Origin of the sequence: Prevotella multiformis DSM 16608, assembly GCF_000191065.1 — a bacterium.
Classification (GTDB): Bacteria; Bacteroidota; Bacteroidia; order Bacteroidales; family Bacteroidaceae; genus Prevotella; species Prevotella multiformis.
Map to the genome: position 1 here is coordinate 344,308 of NZ_GL872283.1, position 21,160 is coordinate 365,467.

General features: G+C 56.7%; 15 protein-coding genes and 1 tRNA gene. 9 read left to right on the plus strand and 7 right to left on the minus strand.

Annotation, left to right across the window (positions count from 1 at the left end; all coding sequences use genetic code 11):
• Nucleotides 1–59: 59 nt before the first annotated feature.
• Nucleotides 60–2,525 carry a TonB-dependent receptor gene (locus HMPREF9141_RS06735; protein WP_040554640.1) on the minus strand — a complete coding sequence of 822 codons (2,466 nt, stop codon included), beginning with the start codon at nucleotides 2,523–2,525 and terminating at the stop codon, nucleotides 60–62.
• Between the two features lie 315 nt (nucleotides 2,526–2,840).
• Between HMPREF9141_RS06735 and HMPREF9141_RS06740 the strand changes: the two genes are divergently transcribed.
• From HMPREF9141_RS06740 to pdxT, 3 genes are all read left to right on the plus strand, one after another.
• Nucleotides 2,841–3,866, plus strand: coding sequence for a hydroxymethylpyrimidine/phosphomethylpyrimidine kinase (locus tag HMPREF9141_RS06740; RefSeq protein WP_050788043.1), 1,026 nt, complete (start codon nucleotides 2,841–2,843; stop codon nucleotides 3,864–3,866).
• Between the two features lie 159 nt (nucleotides 3,867–4,025).
• Entirely contained in the window at nucleotides 4,026–4,898 is an 873-nt protein-coding gene (pdxS, locus tag HMPREF9141_RS06745; protein ID WP_007367867.1) for a pyridoxal 5'-phosphate synthase lyase subunit PdxS, read from the plus strand.
• On the plus strand, nucleotides 4,895–5,482 hold the full coding sequence (gene pdxT, locus HMPREF9141_RS06750) for a pyridoxal 5'-phosphate synthase glutaminase subunit PdxT (RefSeq protein WP_007367868.1): 588 nt from the start codon (nucleotides 4,895–4,897) through the stop codon (nucleotides 5,480–5,482). Before pdxS ends, pdxT begins: the two co-directional genes overlap by 4 nt.
• 365 nt (nucleotides 5,483–5,847) lie before the next feature.
• Here the strand turns inward: pdxT and HMPREF9141_RS06755 are convergent, their stop codons facing one another.
• Nucleotides 5,848–6,918 carry an NAD(P)-dependent alcohol dehydrogenase gene (locus HMPREF9141_RS06755; RefSeq protein WP_040554642.1) on the minus strand — a complete coding sequence of 357 codons (1,071 nt, stop codon included), beginning with the start codon at nucleotides 6,916–6,918 and terminating at the stop codon, nucleotides 5,848–5,850.
• A gap of 449 nt (nucleotides 6,919–7,367) precedes the next feature.
• Here HMPREF9141_RS06755 and greA point away from each other — a divergent pair, with 449 nt between their 5' ends.
• On the plus strand, nucleotides 7,368–7,838 hold the full coding sequence (gene greA, locus HMPREF9141_RS06760) for a transcription elongation factor GreA (protein ID WP_040554644.1): 471 nt from the start codon (nucleotides 7,368–7,370) through the stop codon (nucleotides 7,836–7,838).
• Between the two features lie 177 nt (nucleotides 7,839–8,015).
• Nucleotides 8,016–8,414 carry an HIT family protein gene (locus HMPREF9141_RS06765; protein WP_040554950.1) on the plus strand — a complete coding sequence of 133 codons (399 nt, stop codon included), beginning with the start codon at nucleotides 8,016–8,018 and terminating at the stop codon, nucleotides 8,412–8,414.
• Nucleotides 8,415–8,725: 311 nt separating this feature from the next.
• Here HMPREF9141_RS06765 and HMPREF9141_RS06770 read toward each other — a convergent pair whose 3' ends face one another.
• The gene (locus tag HMPREF9141_RS06770; RefSeq protein ID WP_007367874.1) at nucleotides 8,726–10,432 is read right to left on the minus strand and encodes an RluA family pseudouridine synthase; all 1,707 of its coding nucleotides are present in this window, start codon (nucleotides 10,430–10,432) and stop codon (nucleotides 8,726–8,728) included.
• A gap of 228 nt (nucleotides 10,433–10,660) precedes the next feature.
• Here HMPREF9141_RS06770 and HMPREF9141_RS06775 point away from each other — a divergent pair, with 228 nt between their 5' ends.
• Nucleotides 10,661–11,683, plus strand: a complete 1,023-nt coding sequence (locus HMPREF9141_RS06775) for a patatin-like phospholipase family protein (protein ID WP_007367876.1) — start codon at nucleotides 10,661–10,663, stop codon at nucleotides 11,681–11,683.
• Nucleotides 11,684–11,774: 91 nt separating this feature from the next.
• On the opposite strand, the gene HMPREF9141_RS06780 is transcribed toward HMPREF9141_RS06775, so the two are convergent.
• The 3 genes from HMPREF9141_RS06780 to HMPREF9141_RS06790 form a co-directional block, all read right to left on the minus strand.
• A complete protein-coding gene (locus tag HMPREF9141_RS06780; protein WP_007367877.1) occupies nucleotides 11,775–12,578 on the minus strand; it encodes an ADP-ribosylglycohydrolase family protein in 804 nt (267 codons plus the stop codon).
• 509 nt (nucleotides 12,579–13,087) lie between these two features.
• A tRNA-Arg gene (locus HMPREF9141_RS06785) sits at nucleotides 13,088–13,159 on the minus strand.
• A 283-nt stretch (nucleotides 13,160–13,442) separates the two neighbouring features.
• The gene (locus HMPREF9141_RS06790) at nucleotides 13,443–14,885 is read right to left on the minus strand and encodes a C69 family dipeptidase (RefSeq protein WP_007367878.1); all 1,443 of its coding nucleotides are present in this window, start codon (nucleotides 14,883–14,885) and stop codon (nucleotides 13,443–13,445) included.
• A gap of 223 nt (nucleotides 14,886–15,108) precedes the next feature.
• On the opposite strand from HMPREF9141_RS06790, the gene HMPREF9141_RS06795 reads away from it, so the two are divergent.
• The 3 genes from HMPREF9141_RS06795 to cdaA all read left to right on the plus strand — a co-directional run bounded on the left by HMPREF9141_RS06795 (nucleotide 15,109) and on the right by cdaA (nucleotide 19,133).
• Entirely contained in the window at nucleotides 15,109–17,103 is a 1,995-nt protein-coding gene (locus HMPREF9141_RS06795; protein ID WP_007367880.1) for a helix-hairpin-helix domain-containing protein, read from the plus strand.
• A 301-nt stretch (nucleotides 17,104–17,404) separates the two neighbouring features.
• Nucleotides 17,405–18,247: a dihydropteroate synthase gene (gene folP, locus HMPREF9141_RS06800; RefSeq protein ID WP_040554646.1), complete on the plus strand. Its 843-nt coding sequence runs from the start codon at nucleotides 17,405–17,407 to the stop codon at nucleotides 18,245–18,247.
• A 112-nt stretch (nucleotides 18,248–18,359) separates the two neighbouring features.
• Nucleotides 18,360–19,133, plus strand: a complete 774-nt coding sequence (gene cdaA, locus HMPREF9141_RS06805; RefSeq protein ID WP_007367884.1) for a diadenylate cyclase CdaA — start codon at nucleotides 18,360–18,362, stop codon at nucleotides 19,131–19,133.
• A gap of 127 nt (nucleotides 19,134–19,260) precedes the next feature.
• On the opposite strand, the gene HMPREF9141_RS06810 is transcribed toward cdaA, so the two are convergent.
• A complete protein-coding gene (locus HMPREF9141_RS06810; RefSeq protein ID WP_007367885.1) occupies nucleotides 19,261–21,006 on the minus strand; it encodes a GNAT family N-acetyltransferase in 1,746 nt (581 codons plus the stop codon).
• Between the last annotated feature and the right edge of the window lie 154 nt (nucleotides 21,007–21,160).

Genomic DNA, 21,160 nt, shown 5'->3' on the forward strand with positions numbered 1-21,160 from the left:
CATTGCCCGTGAAGGCAATACGGCTGTCTGGATATGACTGTGATGTTTCAGAGAGTTTCCTATAGCTTGACGCTGAGTCCTACGTACCAGGTCGCACCGTAGACCGGAGCATACATGAATGCTGCATCGTCGGTGTGCTTCTCGTCCTGGATGTAGCTGAAGATGTTCTTCGCACCTGCGTAGACGGTACACATACCGAACCGCTTTGAAGCACGGCAGTTGAAGAGTATGAACGGGCTGGTCTTCTTGATCTTCGAGGTGGCGCCGTCATCCTCGGAGTTGTAGTCGATGTACATCCTGCCCTGGAGAGAACCTGTGACTGAGAAAGTCCATGTGCCGGGCGTATAGTCGAGATCGAGGTCGCCGGTCATGGATGGGAAGCGGGAGATGTGACGGCTGTCCTTGGCATACTGAAGCCGCTGCGGGAACTGCTTTACGGTCTCGTCGTCCGGATCGGACCATTCGGCGCGCTCGTGCTTGAACTTGCCCTGGTTGAAGGTCCAGTTGAGTCCGGCCGTGAAGTTGCGGAAAAGGTTGGCTTTCGCACCCAGTTCAACCCCCTGCACGTAGGCGTCGTCGACATTCTCCCACTGGTAGGAATAGCCGAACTTCTTCACCTCGTCATCAGCCGGCGAGAACTGTATCTTGTCCTTCAGGTTGGTGCGGAAGAGGTTTACGCTGAACTGGTATTTCCGGGCGTAGTAATCGGCCGAAACGTTATAGCTGACGGCACGTTCGCCCTTGAGGCTGGACGATTTCCATACGCGCGGCGAGCCGCTGCAGAGGTGAAGGTCCTCCGAGAAGCCGTAGGGGGCGCGGAAGCCGGTACCGACATTGGCACGGAGAATCAGCGATGGGGTCAGTTCGTACTTGACGGCGATGCGCGGATTGACGGAGGTCTTGCTGAACTTGGTAGAGGGGAAAGCGCTGTCTGACACCTTCACGCTGGTGGAATATTCCTCGCCGGAACTGTGGGAGTCGACGCGGATGCCCGGTACGACGGTCAGCTCCGGTGTGATGTTCCATTCGTCCTGCACGAAGAAGCCTACTTCGTTGGCGTGTTTCTTGCCGATGGAGGTATAAGGTACGCCGTAGTAGGGGCTTGTCTTCTCGTCCTCGGCAGAGATGACATAGAGTCCTGTCTCGCGCAGCCGGGTAAAGTACCCCTGCACGCCGGCCAGCAGGGTATGGCTGCCGAGGATGGAGGTGAAGGTGAGGGATGGGGTGACGGTGTTCTCCTTTGCGAGGTAAGGACGCATGAGTTCTACCGGCGGTGTCGCTCCGTCCTCGTCAGGATGGGCTGGGTCTTTGTGGGAGTCCATGTAGTCGTGCAGGAAAGTGTCGTTGGTGGCCTGCCGTTTGTGGTAGACATAAGCGGCGGCAAGGTTCAGCTCGGAGTGTGCACCGACGGGCAGGGTGTACGCCAGGTCGGCTGAGAGGCGGTTCGTGCGGATGTCCTCGGTCTGGTCGGTATAGGGATTGAGGTACTGGTCATTGGTCATGACACCGCCGAAACGGTGCTCGTCAATCGCCTTCCCGCGCAGTACGAGCTTGTCGTTCTTGGCAAAAGGATGATAGAAATAGAGGCTGAAGCCAAGGTTGTTCATCGTCTCGTTGACACGGTCGGACACTCCGTCCTTGTGTTTCACCTCGCTGCGGGTAAGTCCGTTCTGCGTCTCGTCCACGGCATCCATCTGCGTACGCTGGGCGAAGACGCTCAGTCCGATGTTGTTGTAACGCATGGATCCGGAGCCCTTGTAGCTCTTGAAGCCGTAGTTGCCGAACTGGATATCTCCGCTGACGGTGGGTTCGTAGGTAGGCTCCTTGGAAATGATGTTGATGGCACCGGCTACGGCGCTGCTGCCATAGAGAGCCGACCCGGCACCTTTCACGACTTCGAGCCGGTCGATGTCATTGGTGCCGAACTGCTGCAGTCCATATACGCCTGCAAGACCGGAATAGACCGGTTCGCCGTCGATGAGGATCTGCGTGTGCTCTGCACCCAGCCCCTGCATGCGGACTTCGGAGAAGTTGCAGAACTGGCACTGCTGTTCCACGCGGATGCCCGGTACGCCCTCAAGTGCTTCGTAGAGGTTCTGAGCATTCTTCTTGGTGAGTGCCTGTGAGGTGAGGACCTCTGTGCGGATGGGCACATCCTTGACGAAGTGGCTGGTACGGGTACCTGTTACGACGACCTGGCTCAGTTCCAGTGGATCCTTCTCCAGTTCGAAGTAGGCTCCTGTACCTTTGCCTGCGGTCATCATCACTTCTATCTCCTGCGGCTGATAGCCTGTAAGGGTAGCGACAACGGTCTGCTTCCCGACAGGGAGGTTCGCCATTTTGTAGTGTCCGGTGGCATCACACTGTGTCTTCAGGTTGGTACCCTTGACCTGGATCACTGCATGGGCAAGGTGCTGTCCACCCTCCTTTGCTTTCACGTCACCGAACAGCATCGCATCGGTGTTCTGTGCCATGGATGCGACAGCGCACACGATGGCAACGAAAAATATTAACAATCTTTTCATTTTAGCATTAGCTTGTAAATTTTTGCAAAAGTAGTGTCTTTCATGGAATGCGGCAATACCTACTATTAGGTATTCGAGTGATGCGCCTGCTGGTTTCCCCCTCATCATTCTGCCTGATTCTTGGGATAATTCCCATCTGTCAGCAGCAGGAATACGTCAGAACTTTAGTTTTTCTTGTCAATTTAGGAACAAGACTTGCAGGATTCAATAAAATCCTTTTACTTTGCATCATGCTTCCCGGCTGATCGGGAGCGGGGATGTCTTTTGCGGCATCCTGTCGGGGTTAGTGATATTGGAAACGATAATCTTAAACTGTTGAAGACAATTCTCACCATAACAGGTTCGGACAGTACGGGCGGATCCGGCGTGCAGGCTGACATCAGAACGATAGCGGCACTGGGAGGGTATGCCGTGTCGGCGGTCACCTCCATCACGGTGCAGAACACACTGGGTATCCAGGCTTTCCATGATCTTCCGGCAGATATTGTCAAAGGCCAGATCGAGGCGATCATCAACGACGTGCAGCCCGATACGGTGAAGGTGGGCATGATCAGGACTACGGAGACGCTGGCGGTCGTGGTAGACGCACTGCTGAAGTATCGTCCCCACCATATAATATACGACCCTATCGTCACGGCAAGCAATGGCGACCGTCTCATGACGGATGACGTTGTCAGACAGATCCGGCAGCGGCTGCTGCCCCTGTGTTCGATGGTCATTCTTCGGGAAGGAGAGGCGGAAAGGCTCTTCGACTGCACTTCCTTGAAAGGACAGGGAAACGGAAGCGTCCGTTCGCTGGTACTTGACGACCCCATGCAGCATGGTCTTATCAACAGTTTCTCGTCGGCGCTGGCGGTCTATCTCAGCCAGAACGAGCCAATGGGACAGGCCATAGAGCATGCGCGGAAGTATGTCAGGACACTCGTGGCAAGGAAGAGTGACCTTAGCGGACGGAGCAGCCAGCTTTACAATGAGTTCCTTGAGGCGGTGCAGAAGCATTACCGAACCAATCGTGATGTGGCCTTCTATGCCGACTGCCTGAATGTCTCGCCGCGCTATCTCTCGCAGGTGGCGCATCGCATCTCAGGCAAGTCGCCGAAGAGCATCATCGATCACACACTCACGGAAGCCCTTGCCTGCCAGCTCCGGACGACGCAGAAGACCATCCAGGAAATCGCCTATGAGCATGGCTTTGCATCACAGGCACAGTTCTCCAAGTTCTTCCGTAAGCAGACAGGGATGGCGCCGAGCGGCTGGAGAAAAGCCTCCAATGGTTCCTCAAAGGCCTCACCCCCAGCCCCTCTCCGAATGGAGAGGGGAGTGATTACCGATAAGGACTAAGATTGGCAGCTGTCCATCACCGCCTATCACCGCCTATCCCTGCCTATCCCCTTATCCCAGCCTATCGTTGCTTATCATCGCCTATCCCCGCTTACGATTCCTATCACCTCCCATTCCCACCTGCGATCATTTATAATCACATAATAATAAAGAACCAACATGACAAATCGACAAGAACTAAACCGCAATCTCGCCCAGATGCTGAAGGGCGGCGTAATCATGGACGTGACGACTCCGGAGCAGGCACGCATTGCCGAGGCTGCCGGCGCATGTGCCGTCATGGCACTGGAGCGTATCCCGGCCGACATCCGTGCAGCCGGCGGCGTGTCGCGCATGAGCGACCCCAAGATGATCAAGGGCATTCAGGAAGCTGTGACCATCCCTGTCATGGCAAAATGCCGTATCGGACATATCGCAGAAGCACAGATCCTGCAGGCTATCGAGATTGACTACATCGACGAGAGCGAGGTGCTCTCACCGGCCGACAACATCTATCACATCGACAAGACACAGTTTGAGGTGCCGTTCGTCTGCGGTGCCCGCAACCTGAGCGAGGCATTGCGCCGTATCGCCGAGGGGGCTACGATGATCCGTACGAAGGGTGAGCCCGGCACGGGTGACGTGGTGCAGGCTGTCAGCCATATGCGATTGATGCAGAGTCAGATCCAGGAGCTTGTCGGCAAGCGGGAAGACGAACTCTTCGAGGCTGCCAAGCAGTTGCAGGCTCCCTACGACCTGGTGAAGTACGTACACGAGAACGGCAAACTGCCTGTTGTGAATTTCGCTGCCGGCGGTGTGGCGACCCCTGCTGACGCTGCATTGATGATGCAGCTGGGTGCGGAAGGTGTCTTCGTCGGTTCGGGTATCTTCAAGAGCGGCGACCCTGCTAAGCGTGCTGCCGCCATCGTGAAGGCTGTGACGAACTACAATGACCCTAAGGAGTTGGCTAACCTGTCAGAAGACTTAGGGGAAGCGATGGTAGGTATCAACGAGCATGAAATCGAGGTGCTCATGGCTGAACGTGGACAATGAGAATTGCTGTACTCGCCTTGCAGGGCGCATTCCTGGAGCATGAGAAGATGCTCCGGGAATTAGGTGTCGACTGCTTTGAGGTGCGCCAGTTGCAAGACTGGCAGCAAAAGAAAGACGGACTGATTATCCCGGGTGGTGAGAGCACCACCCAGGGTAAGCTGCTTCGCGACCTCGGTCTGCTCGCTCCTGTCCGTGAGGCTGTCGAGAGTGGTCTGCCGGTTTTCGGCACTTGTGCCGGGCTCATTCTCCTTGCTCATGATGTGGAGGGAAACAGTCCGTCGGCTCCCGTACCGCCCCGGCTGGGCACAATGGCCATGACGGCTGCGCGCAATGCGTACGGCCGGCAGCTGGGCAGTTTCCATACAGAGGCGTTCTTCAAGGGTGCCAAGTGTAATGTCCCCATGACCTTCATCCGTGCGCCTTATATCATGAAGACCGCCGGGAATGTGGAAGTCCTCGCATCTGTCGACAGCCGCATTGTGGCTGCCCGCCAGGGGAATCAGCTCGTTACGGCGTTTCATCCCGAACTGGATGCCGACACGCATGTGCATGAGTATTTCCTGAAGATGATAAAGAACCGGTAGAATGACCTGTGGCAGGCGATGGTGGACGAGCGTAGGCGATGATAGGTGGTGGTAAGCGCTCATAGTCGGGGATAGTCGGGGATAAGCGGTGATAGGACCTATGGTTACTTGTCATCGCCTATCCTCGCCTATGATTGCTTCTCACGTCTGTCACTGGCTTCTGTCTCCCATAGCATCAGCTTTCAGGGCATAAAAAAAGGACTACCGCTGTAGTCCAACCTTTGTTAACCTTAAATCTAATACTATGAAAAACACGTTGCAAAGATAAGGCATATAATCCATATCTGCAAGTTTTTGCAAATGATTTTCTTGAAATATCGTATTTATTGATATAAATCAAGCAAAATACATGATAAAATGATAATTCAATACAAATCGGGATCGATTATGACTACCGGTTTGATGAGGTCTCTCGGCTTGTCTTTCATAAGCATGAGCGCCTCTTCCATGTGGTCAAATCCTTTGAAGCGGTGTGTCACGAGAGGCGAAAGGTCGAGCCGTCCCGATGTCACCATCTTGGCGAGCATTTCCATACGGAGCCGTCCACCGGGCATCAGTCCGCCTTTGATGGTCTTGTGTCCCATGCCGACTCCCCATGCTATGCGCGGGATGTTGACCGTGTCTCCTGAACCCAGGTAATTCACGTTGCCGATGATTCCGCCCGGCTTGAGCACCGCCACCGCCTCGGCGAACGTATCGACCGTACCACCGGCAATGACGACACGGTCGACGCCCTGTCCGTTGGTGAGCTTCATCACCTGCTCCGCAATAGGTCCGTTGTGATAGTCGATGATTTCCGATGCACCGTAGGCCCGTGCCGCATCGGCACACACCTTCCTGCTCCCGACCGCATAGACGTAGGAAGCGCCGGCAAGTGCCGCACCGGCGACAGCCATCAGTCCGACCGGACCGATGCCGATGACAAGTACTTCGTCGCCGAACTTCACGTCGGCCAGTTCAACCCCATGGAATCCCGTAGGCACCATGTCGGACAGCATGACTGCATCCACCGGATCCATGCCTTCCGGTATCAGTGCCAGGTTTCCGTCAGCATCGTTGACATGGAAGTATTCCGCGAAGACGCCGTCTTTGAAGTTCGAGAACTTCCAGCCGGCCAGCATGCCGTTCGAATGCATGGAGTACCCGGCCTGTGCCTCCAGCGAGTTCCAGTCGGGCGTGATGGCCGGTACGAGAACCCTGTCTCCCGGCTTGAAGTCTTTCACCAGCGAACCGACTTCCACCACTTCGCCTGTCGCCTCGTGTCCGAGGATCATGTCCTTCCGGTCGCCGATGGCTCCTTCCCATACCGTGTGTACGTCTGATGTACAGGGGGCGACTGCCAATGGTCTGACGATGGCATCCATTGGCCCGCAGGTCGGACGAGCTTTCTCAATCCATCCTGCCTTTCCGATTCCTAACATTGCAAATGCTTTCATAATGTTTCTCCCGTTAAAAATGTTTATACCAGGTTCTGTCGAGCGCTTGCTCAGGATCATTGTTGCATGTCGCAAATATAAACAGTTATTTTCAAAAATGCAAGCAATTTTCCGGGAATATTGAACGTCAGGACAGAACCTTTCGCAAGGTGCGGATCTTTCCCTTGCAACACCTGCTGCGCCTCCGCCGTCTCCCGTTTTCCAGCCTCCTGCCCGCACCTGCCGGTCTGCACTTCCCCGTATTTCTCCCGGCCTCCCCGCCATTTCCTGCACGGAAAGTATTTTTAACCTCTAAAACTTTGCCGTTTCATTTATTAGGGCTACCTTTGCAGAAAATAAAGAGGTTAAGGCATTTAAGGAAATGGGATTCCGGCATTCAGAGAGTACGATGTTGGAATTCTGTCTTTTTTATGTCTATTGAAAAACGATTAACTTTAACGGATAAGTATATGGCTTATATGTCACAGGAAGGTTACGACAAGCTCGTAGCCGATTTGCAGTATTTAGAGTCGGTTGAACGCCCGAAGGCATCAGCTGCCATCGCCGAGGCGGCGGACAAAGGTGACCTGAGTGAAAACTCGGAGTATGATGCCGCCAAGGAGGCACAGCGGCATCTTGAGGCGCGCATCGCCGAGATGAAGATGACCGTGGCACAGGCAAAGATCGTCGATGTGTCACGGTTGAGCACCGATGCCGTACAGATCATGTCTACCGTCGAGATGACCAATGTCAAGACCCATGCGAAGATGAAGTACACCATCGTCAGCGAGACGGAGGCGAACCTGAAGCAGAACAAGATTTCCATCAAGACTCCTGTCGCACAGGGGCTGCTGAACAAGAAGGTCGGCGACGAGGTTGACATCAAGATTCCTCGCGGCACCATCAGACTGCGTATTGACAATATCACCATCGAGGGGTAAGCGGTCGGTGTCCGGCCAAGGCGCCCACGGTCTTCTCCGGCCGGGATTCCCAGGTCACCTTCGGCGGCTCTCTGCCTTCCGGACGGGCTGGTTCCGAGAGAAGAACGGCTTTGCGGCACCCCGATGGACTATACTTCAGAACAACTTGCCTATCAACTTAAAAACAAGGAGGTCCGTATGACAATATTCAGCAAGATCGCAGCGGGAGAGATTCCCAGCTACAAGTGTGCAGAGAACGACCAGTTCTATGCTTTTCTCGACATTGACCCTGTAACGAAGGGGCATACTCTGGTCGTCCCCCGCAGGGAGGTCGATTATATCTTCGACATGGACGACAAGGACCTTGCCGCCTTCGAGCTTTTTGCCAAGAGGGTGGCGCGTGCCATCAAGGCCGTATTTCCGTGCAGGAAGGTGGCGCAGGTCGTGCTGGGACTGGAAGTCAACCATGCCCATATCCATCTGCTGCCGATGAACAGCGAGGCAGATGTCGACTTCAAGCACCATGTGGAGGTCAGTGCAGAGGAGCAGAAAGAGATTGCTGCCAAGATCTTCAAGGCTTTCCAGGAGCAGGGATAAGCTTTGTTTCGCACAATGGCTGTCAGGGCGGGGATGTACCATGCGTACATCCCCGCCTGTCATTTCTGCAGGCGGGGGGCTTGCGGGATGCGTCCGGAGCATCCTGTCAGAGACCGGGAAAGCTGCGAAGCGACACCTTCCGGAACGTTGCTGCCTGCCGGCATCCTGTACCCGACGGCCGGGAGTCGGGTTCCCGACCGGTTGGGAATCCTGTTCCCGGCCGTCGGGAATCGTATTCCCAAGCGTCGGGACTGACATTCCCATGCAGGTGCTGACATCCCATCAAGGGGAATTTCTGCGACTGCCGAGGCTCAGGGCAGTTCCGGCGGACGGTCGAAAATCATCCGCTGCTGCGTCACCGGATGCGTGAAGGCAAGGTGCTCCGCATGCAGCCAGAGCCGCCCGGCACGCTGTCCGTAGAGGCTGTCTCCGATGATCGGTGTCCCCAGTCCGTCGGGATGCGCGCAGTGCATGCGCAGCTGGTGGGTGCGTCCTGTCAGCGGATGGAGGATTATCTTCACCGCTTCCCTTCCTTCCTTGCCGTATTTTGTCCTGCCCGCCACACGGTATTCGGTGATGGCGGGCTTTCCTTTTTCAAGATCTACACGCTGGCGGGGACGGTCGTCGGGGCAGGGGGAGAGGGGGAGCTCGATGCGCCCTTCTGCCGGGAAACGCTGCTCGGGAAAGCTGCCGGGCAGCAAGGCGACGTACCGTTTCTGCACCGTGCGTGCTGCGAACTGCGCCTGCAGAGCCTTGTGCGCCTCTGCGGTGCGTGCGACGACAAGCAGACCGCTCGTCGCCATGTCCAGCCGGTGTACCATGTAAGGTGCGCCGGATCGCTGCCACCGTTCTTTCAGGAGACTGTAGACAGAGGGCTGTCGCCCTTTCCCGGGGACGGACAGCAGTCCCGGGGGCTTGGCGACGACCGCCAGGCTGTCGTCCTCATACAGGATTTCCAAGCCTGCAGCCCCTGCCGCCTCCGTCTTGTCGTCAGGGGCTACGTCCAGCCCTTTCAGCATCCATGTCAGGATCGGCCTGCATTTCCCGTTGCAGGCCGGGTAATAGTTGCCGTGCTGCCGGACTTCCGTCTTCGGCGACGGCCCCCACCAGAATGCTGCCATGCTGACGGGTGTGTACCCTTTCCGGAAGGCATATTGCAGCAGCTTCGGCTCACAGCATTCCCCGGCACCGGAAGGCGGAAGCAGCGATGGGGCGAGGCTTTCGGCAGAGAGCCGCCGGACGGGCGAGGCCGCCGGCCCTCCCGCCGCCCGGATGCGTGCTGGGCTGTGCAGCAGGTAGTAATCGTGGAAGATGGCAGGCAGGCTCTTGCTTTCTCCCCGTGCATTGAGCAGAGAGAACTGGGAGAAAAGCCAGCGCTGCAGCCGATCCGACTTCAGTTTCCGCTCCCGTTTCCATGCTGTCAGCTGTTCCTCATAACCGGAGAGGGCCGCCTGTGCCTCGGCCGTCAGGGCGGCATACCTTACCTTTCTGCGATGCAGCTCGGCCTTCAGGAACTGGCTCTGGCGTGTCATCTCCCTGCGTTCTTCCTCCGACAGGAAGGCCTCTCTGCGCCGTTTGTCGCGCAGGTACTTCGCCCCCTGCATGGTGCGCCGTGCCTCGTCGACCGCCTTTTCAGCCTCCTGGCGGATTTTCATCAGATTTTCCTCCGCCTGCCGGTAGGCGGCAGAGGATTCCATCCGTGCGATCAGGTGGTTCAGCCGGGTTATCTCCTCCTCGTGCATCTTGAAGTAGCCGTGGGGCTGCAGATAGTCGAAGACGGCTGGGACAAAGTCTTCCTCCTGGCCGTCCATCTGTCCGGAGTAAGCCTGCAGGTATCCTGTCTGTCCGTTCCGTTCTACAACCAGGACGCCATACATCTTCCCTTCGGCGGGATTCGCGGGCAGACGGCTCTGCAGATCTTCTGCGGCGGCGCGGCAGAGGGCATCCGGATGGTCGTCGAAAGGGCTGTTGAACCGGACGGGCAACGGCTGTACAGAGGGAATGGAATGGAACTTCATGGCGCAAAGGTAAGGAAAAAGCGGCGGGCGGACAAGCGGCAGGCGGTGCTATTTTTCCGGTCTGTCCCCTCCCGGTCCTGCAAGCTGTCTCCTGCCCCTGTCCGTCCCGTTCATTCCGGCGGACGGGTCGTCACGTGTGCCCGGCTTCTCCCTCAAAGGAAAAGGAAACAGGAATAAAAACGAAAAAGTACTGCTTTTCTCTCGGGAGAAAACAGTACTTTTGCCGTCATGAAGAAGATGTTTCTTGTATTTCTGGTCCTGCTCCACTGTACGCTGTCCGCACCGGCACAGCAGCAGAGGAAAGGCGGAAAGGCGCGCCCCAGGGTGGGACTTGTCTTTGGCGGAGGCGGTGCCAAGGGGGCAGCGGCCATAGGAGTATTGAAGGAGATAGAGCGTGCCCATGTTCCCATCGACTATGTGGCAGGAACGAGCATCGGTGCGATTATCGGCGGACTGTATGCCCAGGGGTATCGTGCCGCAGACCTCGAGAGGCTTTTCCGTTCGCAGAACTGGTTGTCGCTCATGACCGACAGGGACACGACCCTCATGGGAAAAGTGTTCAAGGAGGTGGAAGGCGTCTGTTATCTGTTCGGCTTCCCTGTGCGGAGAAAGGACAGGATGGGACGCATGAAAGGATTCGGGATGCTGCGGGGCGACCATATCTACACCTTTCTCGATTCTCTCGTCGCCCATTCTCCGGTGCGGTGCGGAACCGTCCGAAAGGCGATCCCCTTCTCATGTGTCGCCTTCGACATCCGGAGCCGGCGTGAAATCGTGCTCGAAAAGGGTTCGCTGGCACGGAATATGCGGGCCAGTATGGCTGTTCCCGGAGCTTTCAAACCTGTGCAGATAGACACCCTGATGCTTGTCGATGGCGGAATGTCCAACAACCTTCCGGTGGATGTCGTGCGGAAGATGGGAGCCGATCTCGTCATCGCCATTGATCTCCAGCAGCACAAACACGACAACTACCGGTCGCCTTTGGCTTTCCTGAAAGGGCTGGGCGGTGTGGCCGACTGGCTGGCGGTGCGTCCTGACATAAGGAAATACAATGTCAACCGGACGCAGGCAGACCTGTATATCAATCCTGTCCTGAGCGGTTACGGAATCCAGGACTTCAGACCGAAGGCGATCGAGGCCATGCTCCGGATAGGCGAGAAGACCGGGGCGATGTATCGGAAACAGCTGGAGACCTTCATGAAGACCCCTCGTAGACAGACCGCCGTCAACAGGAAACCGGATCAGGAGTAAAGGGAATAGAAGAGACGGCGGCCATGTCCTTGACAGATCGGGATCTGCCGCATTCCCTCTGCCTTGTTTCCGTCCGGCGAAGTCCGCAAGGCTATTTTCTCTGCGGTCCGCAGCTGTCTTTGATGCGTTCGTAGAACTGTCCGAGGATGCCGAGCATGTCCTCCGGGAGGTAGTCGACAGCCTTGTTTATCATCCATTCCGGCACCTGGTAGTACGCCTCGGCTACGGAACCTGCAATGCACGCCTTCGTATCCGTATCGCCGTCGCACAGCACGGCAAGGCGGATGGTCTCTTCAAAACTGTTGGCATCCATGAAACAGCGCAATGCCATCGGTACCGTCTCCTGGCACGTTCCGTCGAAATGTCCCTCGGAACCGATCTTCAAGATGTCCCGCATCGGCGGCAGCTCGTAGCCGAAGAACTTGCGCACTTTCTTCTCCACGTCAGGTTTTGAGAAGCGCATCAGCCGCAGCCAGCAGATGGTCTCTGCAATGCACTGCGCCCCCTTTATGCCTTCCGGGTGGTTGTGGCTTACGGCGGCACTCTTCTTCGCTTCCTCTATTACGTCCTCCCACTCGTCGAACAGCCAGCCGATAGGACTGACACGCATGGCGGAACCATTGCCAAACGAGTTCATGGGATGCGGATGCTCCGAATGGATCCACTGCTCGAAACGGCTGCCGTAAGCCCCCATGGGGTCCGGATAACGGCGGCACCAGTCGAGCAGACTTTCCTGGTAGTCGCGTCCGTTCAGCACTGCATCGGCAATGGCGACGGTGCAGATGGTGTCGTCCGTGTACGAACAGTCGGGGGTGAAAAGCTCGAACCCCTCCTGTGGAGCAGCTCCGAATTCGAAGCGTGAGCCCACGATGTCTCCTATAATGGCGCCAATCATAAATGTGTCCTTGGCCTCATCCAGACCCGCTTCCCGTCCTCTTCTTTCTTTTTAAAGTAGAAAGAACAGGCGTGATGTGTGGGGATGAGGGGATTATATAAAGTTTCGGTCAGGCAGTAACGGCCTGATGATGTTGTTCTGATCTGTAGGAAACCTGTTGCGGTCGCACCGGGTATCGGAATGTGCCCGGACAATGGTTAGTAAGTCGTTTTCGTGTTCCTTCAAAAGCCGGATGCCTCCGGCGGACTGTTCCGGAAAGTCCCTTTCAGGCAGACCGGTACTGTGCAGGTCCGTCAGCTCTCTGCGTATTCTTGCTTTTGTGCGGTTCTTCTGTGTTCTCTTCCGGCCGTACCAGCTGCCCTGTCCTTTCTGCAGGAAAGGAGGAACTGCCTGCCCGAAAAGCAGGAATTAGTCAAAGACAATCCGCTGAATCCGTCTGCCGGCTTCCCATATTGCCTTCCGGAAAATCCTCCTTTTGGGAAGAGTAGGGGGAGCGGATCGTACGCTTGTACTCCGACCGGGAATCGAACCCGGATCAAAGGTTTAGGAAACCTCCGTTCTATCCATTGAACTATCAGAGCCTTTTGCACGCCTCCATAGACATATAGAGGAGAGGTGCTTCTTCGGCTGCAAAGGTAGGAAAAAAAGTTTATAATCGCTTGCGAAACGGCAGTTTTTTGCTTTTCTTCCGGGCATTACACCCCTGAAAATGCAGATTGCACCCCTGAGAAACATACAGCCCCACGGCAAATAAACAGAAAGAGGGGTGTGCCCCATAGCCCGTCAGCACCTGTTGTCTGCTGTCACCGGCGTATCCGGCATCCCCATCCCTCTGCTTCATAGTCGTCGGACAGCGTATGGGGCCTATGCTCCGTGGAAGAGATATTCCTGCTGAATATCCTGCGTCATCAGCGTGAAGAGCTGCTCTTGCAGGCGGTCGGCGAGGTCGAGTGCGCTGTTGAGGATCTTGTCCGAGAAAGCCTGCAGCAGGTCTTGGGCGTGCAGCGGCTGTGTCTTGCAGATGCGCAGATACTCTTCTTCCATTTCCCGCTGCCGCTGGTCTGTCTCCGCCTCGAACTTCGAATAGGCCTCCTTGATGACGGGTGTATATTTGTTGTAGTTGGTCATGCCCAGTGCCATCACCTTACGGAACTTCCAGTAAGCAGAGTCGGCGCTCGACACGTCAGTCCCTTTTCCGTAAGCCTCCGGATAAGACGTGACTCCCTGGTAGAGCGGAAGGAACACGCCGAGGTCGGCCATCCCCATTGCGACGTAATTGACGCATCCGATGGCCTGCGGCAGCTCCGGACGGACCTGCAGGAGGTGGGTCTGTGTGGTACGGAAGATGGAGACCGGTCGGTATGGCTCTTTCGGATTGCCGTGGAGGTAGGGATCGTGCTCCGTATTGTCGTAGTGGAAGCGGAATGCCGTGCGCAGTTCGGTCAGCGTGATCTTGTGTGCGGCCTTGGCGAAGACCGGGAAAGTGTTCTTCGTGATGTCGTTCTTGATGTCCGGAGAGAAGAACCGCTGCAGGCCCCATACACGCGGGTAGTTGTAGGTGGTGTCGAGTTCCACGTCGCGCGCATAGGCCTTGTGGAAATCGAAGTCACCCTGTGCCGGGTCGTAGAGACCGTGCTTCTCCGCAAACTCTATCAGGTCGGCGGAGGCAAGGTAGTTCTCCTTGTCATTGGGATGATAGGTGCGGAAACGGCTCTGGTTGCCGGTGACGAAGTACTGGTCCTTCGGCATACGGCATGCCAGCCAGCGATGGCCGCACGCCGTCTCGAGGTACCATATCTCCTTGTTGTCTACGAATCCGATGCCGAAGCCTTCGGCGATGCCGTGCTTTTCGATGAGCATTCCCAGCCGTTCTACCCCTTCGCGTGCACTGCGGATATAGGGCAGGGTGATGTTGAAGACGGCATTCTCCGCCACGCCGTTCTCTACCAGCGGATCATATTTCAGCACCTCGTCACTGCTGAAGATGCTTTCCGTAGCGCTCATGCCCACGCCTGCCGTGTTGAAGCCGGCACTGCCCCAGTGGCGGTGTAGGTGGTGCGGTGAGAGAGCCGTATAGCCCAGGGCCTTCTCCGGAAGCTCGCAGCGGAAAGGGCTGTCCAGTGCGACGAACTCGTTGAGTCCGTGCTCCGTATCCTCGAAGATCTCATAATTCTTGGCTACCATTGCATCCCAGTCTTCCGAGCGCGACACGATCATGGATCCGTCGGCGGTCTGGTTCTGCCCGATGATGATGGTTGTACACTCTGACGGGAGGTTGTGCGCCTGCTGCACGTCGGTCTTTTTCATAAGCTTAAAGTCTTTGTTCTGTTGTTAATGCCAATGGACAAAAATAGCAATTATTTGCGAAAGCATACGAAGAATTAAAGTCAAAAAAGTATAAATGCACGTTTCGAGACGCCAGAAGCCTCCCGGTGTGATGCGGAGGAAACGTGTTTTTCCTGACATTCCGCTTGCTTTTTCGGGAAACAAAGACTATATTTGCTGCCATAATACTTTGAGACATTGACGAATGAAGAACCTGCTACTGACCCTTCTCCTTGGACTTGCCTGTCTCACAGCGGCCGCACAGCAGTCCTGTGACTGGGAAGAACTGTATGACGAACTCTATGCCGCCGGTGAGGAATCCCAGGCTGTGCGGGAAGAGAACCTTGAAATCCTGTCGGCTCTTGCGGCACATCCTGTTCCGCTCAACACGGCTTCCCGGGAGGATCTGGAGCGCATCCCTTTCCTGACGGCGGAACAGATCGAGGAACTCCAGGCCTACGTCTACCGGTACCACGGCATGCGGACACTGGGCGAACTCGCCCTGATCGAGTCCCTGGACGCTGTCCGACGGCAGCTTCTTCCCTATTTCGTATGTATCGCCCCTGCTGCGGAACAGGGGATCTTCCCATCCTTGAAAAACATTCTGACCCATGCGAAGCACACGCTGCTGTTCACCTCCCGCATTCCGTTCTACAGGCGGGAAGGCGACCGCAACGGCTACCTCGGCTATCCGTATGCCCATTCGTTCCGTTATGCGTTCCGGGACGGCGATTACGTCCAGGCCGGGCTGGTGGGTGCGCAGGATCCCGGAGAGCCTTTCTTCGCACATGGCAACAACTTGGGCTACGACCATTACAGCTTCTATGTCCTGATACGGAAAATGGGGCGGCTGAAGACCCTGGCGGCGGGACGGTACAGGATAAGTTTCGGTCAGGGGCTCGTCATCAACAACACCTTCGGCCTCGGCAAGACAGGACTGCTCACCACGCTTGGCAGGCAGCCCGCAGGAATCCGCGCCCATTCCTCACGGTCGGCAGACGGCTATCTGCAGGGAGCGGCCGCCACGGTGGAGGTGGCCCGGCATACGGACCTAACCGCCTTTCTCTCTTACCGCACCGTCGATGCCGTGCTCTCTGACAGCGGGACGGTCAGGACGCTGCCCAAGAACGGATACCATCGCACCGAGCGTGAGATGAGCCACAAGGATGCCGCCGCGCAGCTGGCTGCCGGAACGCATCTGGGATGGACGTGCGGGGCTTTGCGCATGGGGCTGACAGGGGTATTCTCCCGCTTCAGCAGGGAACTGACTCCCAGTACGTCTTTGTATTACCGCCGTTACGCTCCGTCGGGCAATGACTTCTGGAATGTCAGCGTGGATTACAGTTACCTGCACCACCGCTGGTCTATGGGCGGCGAGACGGCGACGGACAGCAGAGGAAACCTTGCCACGGCGAACCGTCTTTCGTTCCAGCCGGTCTCCTGCCTGTCACTGCTTGCCGCCCAGCGTTATTATGGCTATCGCTACACGGCGCTCTTCGCCCGGAGTTCCGGCGACAACGCATCCGTGCAGAATGAGAGCGGCCTCCTCGTGGGAGCCGAATGGAAAGTCGCGCGCGGCCTGTCGATCATGGGATACACGGATCTCGCCTACTTCTCCCATCCGCGCCCCGGTGCCCATACGGCCAGCAAGGCATGGGACAATCTGGCGGTGCTCGCCTATATATATAAGCGGTGGTCGCTGCGGGTACGTTATCGGGTACGGATCCGTGAGAAGGACAATGCCGGCAGGACGGCGCTCGTACGCGAGCTGACACAGCGCGGGCGGCTCTCCCTGTCGTATGCCGCCGCCTCGTGGAACTTCAGAAGCCAGATAGATTTTGCTGCAAGCCGTTATCTCCGGCGGAGCACGGGCTATATGTTCACGGAGACGGGGACGTGGCAGCCCGCCGCATGGCTCAGCCTCACCGCCACGGCAGGTTATTTCCACACCGCCGACTTCTCCTCCCGGATCTATGTCTATGAGCGCGGTCCGCTGTATGCTTTCAGCTTTCCCGCTTTCTACGGCAGGGGCGTGCGCTGCGGACTGTTCGCCAGGGCCGACCTCTCCCGCCGCCTGATGCTGATCCTTCGCAGTTCCACGACCCGCTATTTCGACCGGGATACGATAGCTTCCGGACTTCAGCAGATCAGTTCGTCCACGATGAGCGATCTTGATGTCCAGCTGCGCTGGAAGTTCTGATGCCGTACAGCCGTCCCGCTAAGCTGTTGCCGGCTGTCCCCGGAGGTGCCGACTGCTCCCGTTCTGGCGGCAGATAGCAAACGTGCGGACGCCCGTCACGGCCGGTGTCCACCGGCTGCACGACTGGTGTCAGGCACCGGCACACCGTCAGAAGGCGGGAATACGGAACCGTCCCAGTCGCAGTCTTGTCGGGCAGGATGCCGATGACCGGCTTATACGGAAAATGTCTGCCGGACGGCAATCATGAAAATTCTTGAAGCAAAATTCACGAATATGGCAGTTTTGCATTACCTTTGCGGATATGAAAAAACAAGACCTTGAGGCTGATGTAAAGCCTGTTGACTATACCATCAACGTGCGGGGGCGGCTCATGGACCTGAGCCGGCCGGTCGTCATGGGAATTATGAACATAACGCCTGACTCCTTCTTCGCAGGCAGCCGTGTGCAGACGGAGGATGCCATCCGCCAGCGTGCCCGCCAGATGGTAGCGGAAGGGGCGGGCATCCTTGATGTGGGTGCCTGCTCGACACGCCCCGGCGGAGAGGTGGCCGGCGAGGAGGAGGAGATGCGCCGTCTGGCTTTTGCCCTGCCGGTCATCCGGGAAGCGGTGCCGGATGCCATCCTCTCTATCGACACGTTCCGTGCGTCGGTCGCCCGGCGGACGGTGGAGGAGTTCGGGGCGGACATCATCAATGACGTGGAGGAAGGAAGGGATCCGGAGATGTTCCGTACGGTGGCAGAGCTGGGTACACCTTATATATTGATGTCTACGGCGGCGAATCTGCATGATATGCTTGTCAGATTTTCCGGTGAGGTGCAGGAACTGCGCGCCTTGGGGCAGAAAGACATCATCCTCGATCCCGGCTTCGGGTTCGGCAAAGGGGCGGTGGACGGAAACTATGCCCTGCTGGGCGTGATGGAACGTCTGCGGGTCATGGGACTGCCGCTGCTCGTGGGCATCAGCCGCAAGCGCATGATCCATCAGCTCCTCGGCATCACGGCGGCCGAGAGCTTGAACGGGACGACGGTCCTGAACACCATCGCCCTGCTGAAAGGAGCCGGCATCCTCCGTGTACACGACGTACGGCCCGCCGTCGAAGCCGTCAGGATCGTCGAGGACATGCGGCGGCATACAGACGATTGAATCACTTGGACAGATTTAGTATTAACCCATAAATTTATGCCCCGGAGTGAGGCGGATACGGTCGTCCGCCCGCCCTTTCTTCTCGAGGAGAGGGACATGGGGAAGAAGCCTTATGTTTTTCCCGTTTGGAATAAAAGACGTAATCGACATCGTGCTGGTAGCACTGATGCTCTACTATCTTTACCGGCTGATGAAGGAGTCGCGCTCGCTGAACGTCTTCATCGGAATCATGGTGTTTGTCATCGTATGGCTTATCGTGAGCCAGGTGTTGGAGATGCGCCTGCTGGGCAGCATTATGGACAAGCTCGTCTCGGTGGGTGTCATCGGACTGATCGTCCTTTTTCAGGAGGAGATCCGCCACTTCCTTTACAGTCTCGGGGCGCACAGGAAAGTGAACAACCTCGTGAAGCTCTTTACGAAGACCGGAAAAGAGGAGGTCGACAAGGAGACCATCATGCCCATCGTCATGGCCTGCATGAGCATGAGCCGCGGCAAGGTGGGGGCGTTGATTGTCATCGAGCGGGGGGTGATGCTGGAAGACATCGTTGAGACGGGCGACCTGATAGACGCCCGCATCAACCAGCGACTCATCGAAAACATCTTCTTCAAGAACTCGCCGCTGCACGACGGAGCGATGGTCATCTCCAAGCGGCGCATCAAGGCGGCAGGCTGCATCCTGCCGGTGAGCCACAAACAGGATATTCCCAAGGAACTCGGTCTGCGCCACCGTGCGGCAATGGGCATCTCGCAGGACTCCGACGCTCTGGCGATCATCGTATCCGAGGAGACCGGCCGCATCAGTGTGGCTCTGCACGGCGAGTTCCAGCTTCGGCTCTCCGCCGAGCAGCTGGAGAGCATCCTGACAAAGGAGATGGCACCTGCCTGAGGTGGGCGGGGATAGGCGATGATAAGCGGGGATAGGCGATGATAGGCAGGGGTAAGTGTCTGTTGTTGCTTATCCCCGCTTATCATCGCTTATCCCCGTCTATCGCTTGTCATCGCCCCTTCTCCTGTCAGTTCAGCATCAGGTTCATCTCGAGACGGTCGTCCCGGAAGATATGGTCGGCCAGCTCCGTGATCGTCAGCGGACGGGTGCCGGGGAGCGGCTGGTTCGTACGTGTGACGTGACCGTCGCGGATCTGGAAGTAGATGTTGTTCATCGGAATGTCCGAGTCGTTGTAGACACGGAGATTCTCCGTGCGGTCCGGATGACGGCCGGCGTACAGCTGGAGTGCTTTCTCGGCGTTGATGACGCGTATCATGGCCGGGATGTTCCTGCTCTGCCGTCGGGCCGAAGGGTCGATGGAAAGGGCGATGCGGTAGTCTTCCTTGATGATTTCAAAGCCCTCTTCATCGTGCAGGAGCACACAGTCTCTTGTCTGCTGCCAGTGGTCGAAGGCGGCGAAGTCCATGCTGTCGACCCCGGCAGGCGGTGGCGTGCAGGTGATGTGCTGGGTGTAGCCGCAGCGGCCGTACCAGTCGTAGAGCCATTCTTCGGCGGGGATCAGCGTGGCGAAGACAATGTCCTTGTGGTAGAGGCGGAAGTGTGCCTGCGACATGAGATTGTTGCCCACATTCTGCTTTCGGTATTCTTCCAGCACGCTTACTCCGCTGATGTAGGCAGTCCGCACCTCCTTGTCGTAATATTTCAGAGTGTAGGGAAGTGTCTGCAGGGCGGCCACCGTGCGCTGGTTCATCTGGCAGATAATGTTGTACTCGGGCTTGAAGACACGTGAGAAATACAACCGGATGAAAGGCTCTGGATCATGGAAGGTGTTGCGCCACAGGGCTATCGTCTCTTCCTTGATCTGCTCCTGCGTCTCTTCCTGTGCCAGAGGATACTTTTCCATGACCACACTCTTCTCCAGGAGGATGTCCGGCTTGTAGGACAGCTTGGCATAGCGCAGCCCCTCCAGTCCGAGGTCTTCCTCGCGGTTCATGTATTCATATTGTTCAGGCAGATGCCGTGCGAACTCCTGGTTGATGATGGAGAACGCCCCTTCGTAGGCTGTGTCGGCCTTTTCAACGCAGACATCGAAGACCTTGTCCGTGACAGGACAGCCGAACGTGAAGGCGATCAGCTTCCCCCCTACCCATATCGTACCGCCTGTGGCACCGATCTCGTCCCAGAGGTCGAAGACACGTGTCATGGAGCGGAGCTCTTCGGAGAGCTCTTCCGTCTCTTCGGTATCGTCCTTCGTGACGGTCCGCCAGTTCTCTTCTACGGCGATACATTCCGGAATCATGTCCTTGGTGAGCGGGCGGTACTCGTAGTCCGGATAGGCCTTGCGGAATTTGTTGCAGTGGTTGCGCTTGCCCTGCAGCTTCTTCCCGGAGAGCGTCGCCAGCTTCTCACGTGTGTAGATGTAGTCAAAGTGGTCACGGTCGGGCTTGATGAAGAAAGTGTCGGGAAAGGTCGATTCCAGTATGCCGACCATGTAGGAACAGACTCCCAGCATGAGGAAAGGATGCCCTAACGTGATGGCATCGTCGCGCATCTGCCGGACGACGGCTGCGAAACGACCGCGCATGGATTCGTCCCAGTGGCATTTCCATACCGGTGCCATATAGGCGAGATGGTGTCCAGTGTAGAAGCGGAAAACGAGGAAGCCGTCGACTTCGGCTATCTGCGTGTTGTAAAGGAAACGCCATGAGATGATGTTGGCAAAGCTGAGATCGCAGTTCTGGCGGTCGCCGCACAGCGTATAGCTCTGTATCAATTCACGGTCGGTCGTCTTCACGTCGTGAAATCTGATCATAACTTTTCTGGTTGGTTGGACTGCAAAGATATGCAGAATACTTCAAACCTCCAAGGTAATACCTGATTTATCAGAGAAAACAAGGAGCATGTTTGGCAATCTTACTTTAATTTGCTATCTTTGCATGACAAAGACCGAAATACAACTTTTACAT

What these genes read in the sequence shown, in the direction of transcription:
- HMPREF9141_RS06765 (WP_040554950.1), top strand. Translation starts at nt 8,016, where the DNA reads ATGACAATATTCAGCAAGATCGCAGCGGGAGAGATTCCCAGCTACAAG.
- HMPREF9141_RS06790 (WP_007367878.1), bottom strand. Translation starts at nt 14,885, where the DNA reads ATGAAAAAGACCGACGTGCAGCAGGCGCACAACCTCCCGTCAGAGTGT.
- HMPREF9141_RS06795 (WP_007367880.1), top strand. Translation starts at nt 15,109, where the DNA reads ATGAAGAACCTGCTACTGACCCTTCTCCTTGGACTTGCCTGTCTCACA.
- HMPREF9141_RS06770 (WP_007367874.1), bottom strand. Translation starts at nt 10,432, where the DNA reads ATGAAGTTCCATTCCATTCCCTCTGTACAGCCGTTGCCCGTCCGGTTC.
- greA (WP_040554644.1), top strand. Translation starts at nt 7,368, where the DNA reads ATGGCTTATATGTCACAGGAAGGTTACGACAAGCTCGTAGCCGATTTG.
- pdxS (WP_007367867.1), top strand. Translation starts at nt 4,026, where the DNA reads ATGACAAATCGACAAGAACTAAACCGCAATCTCGCCCAGATGCTGAAG.
- HMPREF9141_RS06775 (WP_007367876.1), top strand. Translation starts at nt 10,661, where the DNA reads ATGAAGAAGATGTTTCTTGTATTTCTGGTCCTGCTCCACTGTACGCTG.
- folP (WP_040554646.1), top strand. Translation starts at nt 17,405, where the DNA reads ATGAAAAAACAAGACCTTGAGGCTGATGTAAAGCCTGTTGACTATACC.
- HMPREF9141_RS06735 (WP_040554640.1), bottom strand. Translation starts at nt 2,525, where the DNA reads ATGAAAAGATTGTTAATATTTTTCGTTGCCATCGTGTGCGCTGTCGCA.
- HMPREF9141_RS06810 (WP_007367885.1), bottom strand. Translation starts at nt 21,006, where the DNA reads ATGATCAGATTTCACGACGTGAAGACGACCGACCGTGAATTGATACAG.
- HMPREF9141_RS06755 (WP_040554642.1), bottom strand. Translation starts at nt 6,918, where the DNA reads ATGAAAGCATTTGCAATGTTAGGAATCGGAAAGGCAGGATGGATTGAG.
- pdxT (WP_007367868.1), top strand. Translation starts at nt 4,895, where the DNA reads ATGAGAATTGCTGTACTCGCCTTGCAGGGCGCATTCCTGGAGCATGAG.
- cdaA (WP_007367884.1), top strand. Translation starts at nt 18,360, where the DNA reads ATGTTTTTCCCGTTTGGAATAAAAGACGTAATCGACATCGTGCTGGTA.
- HMPREF9141_RS06780 (WP_007367877.1), bottom strand. Translation starts at nt 12,578, where the DNA reads ATGATTGGCGCCATTATAGGAGACATCGTGGGCTCACGCTTCGAATTC.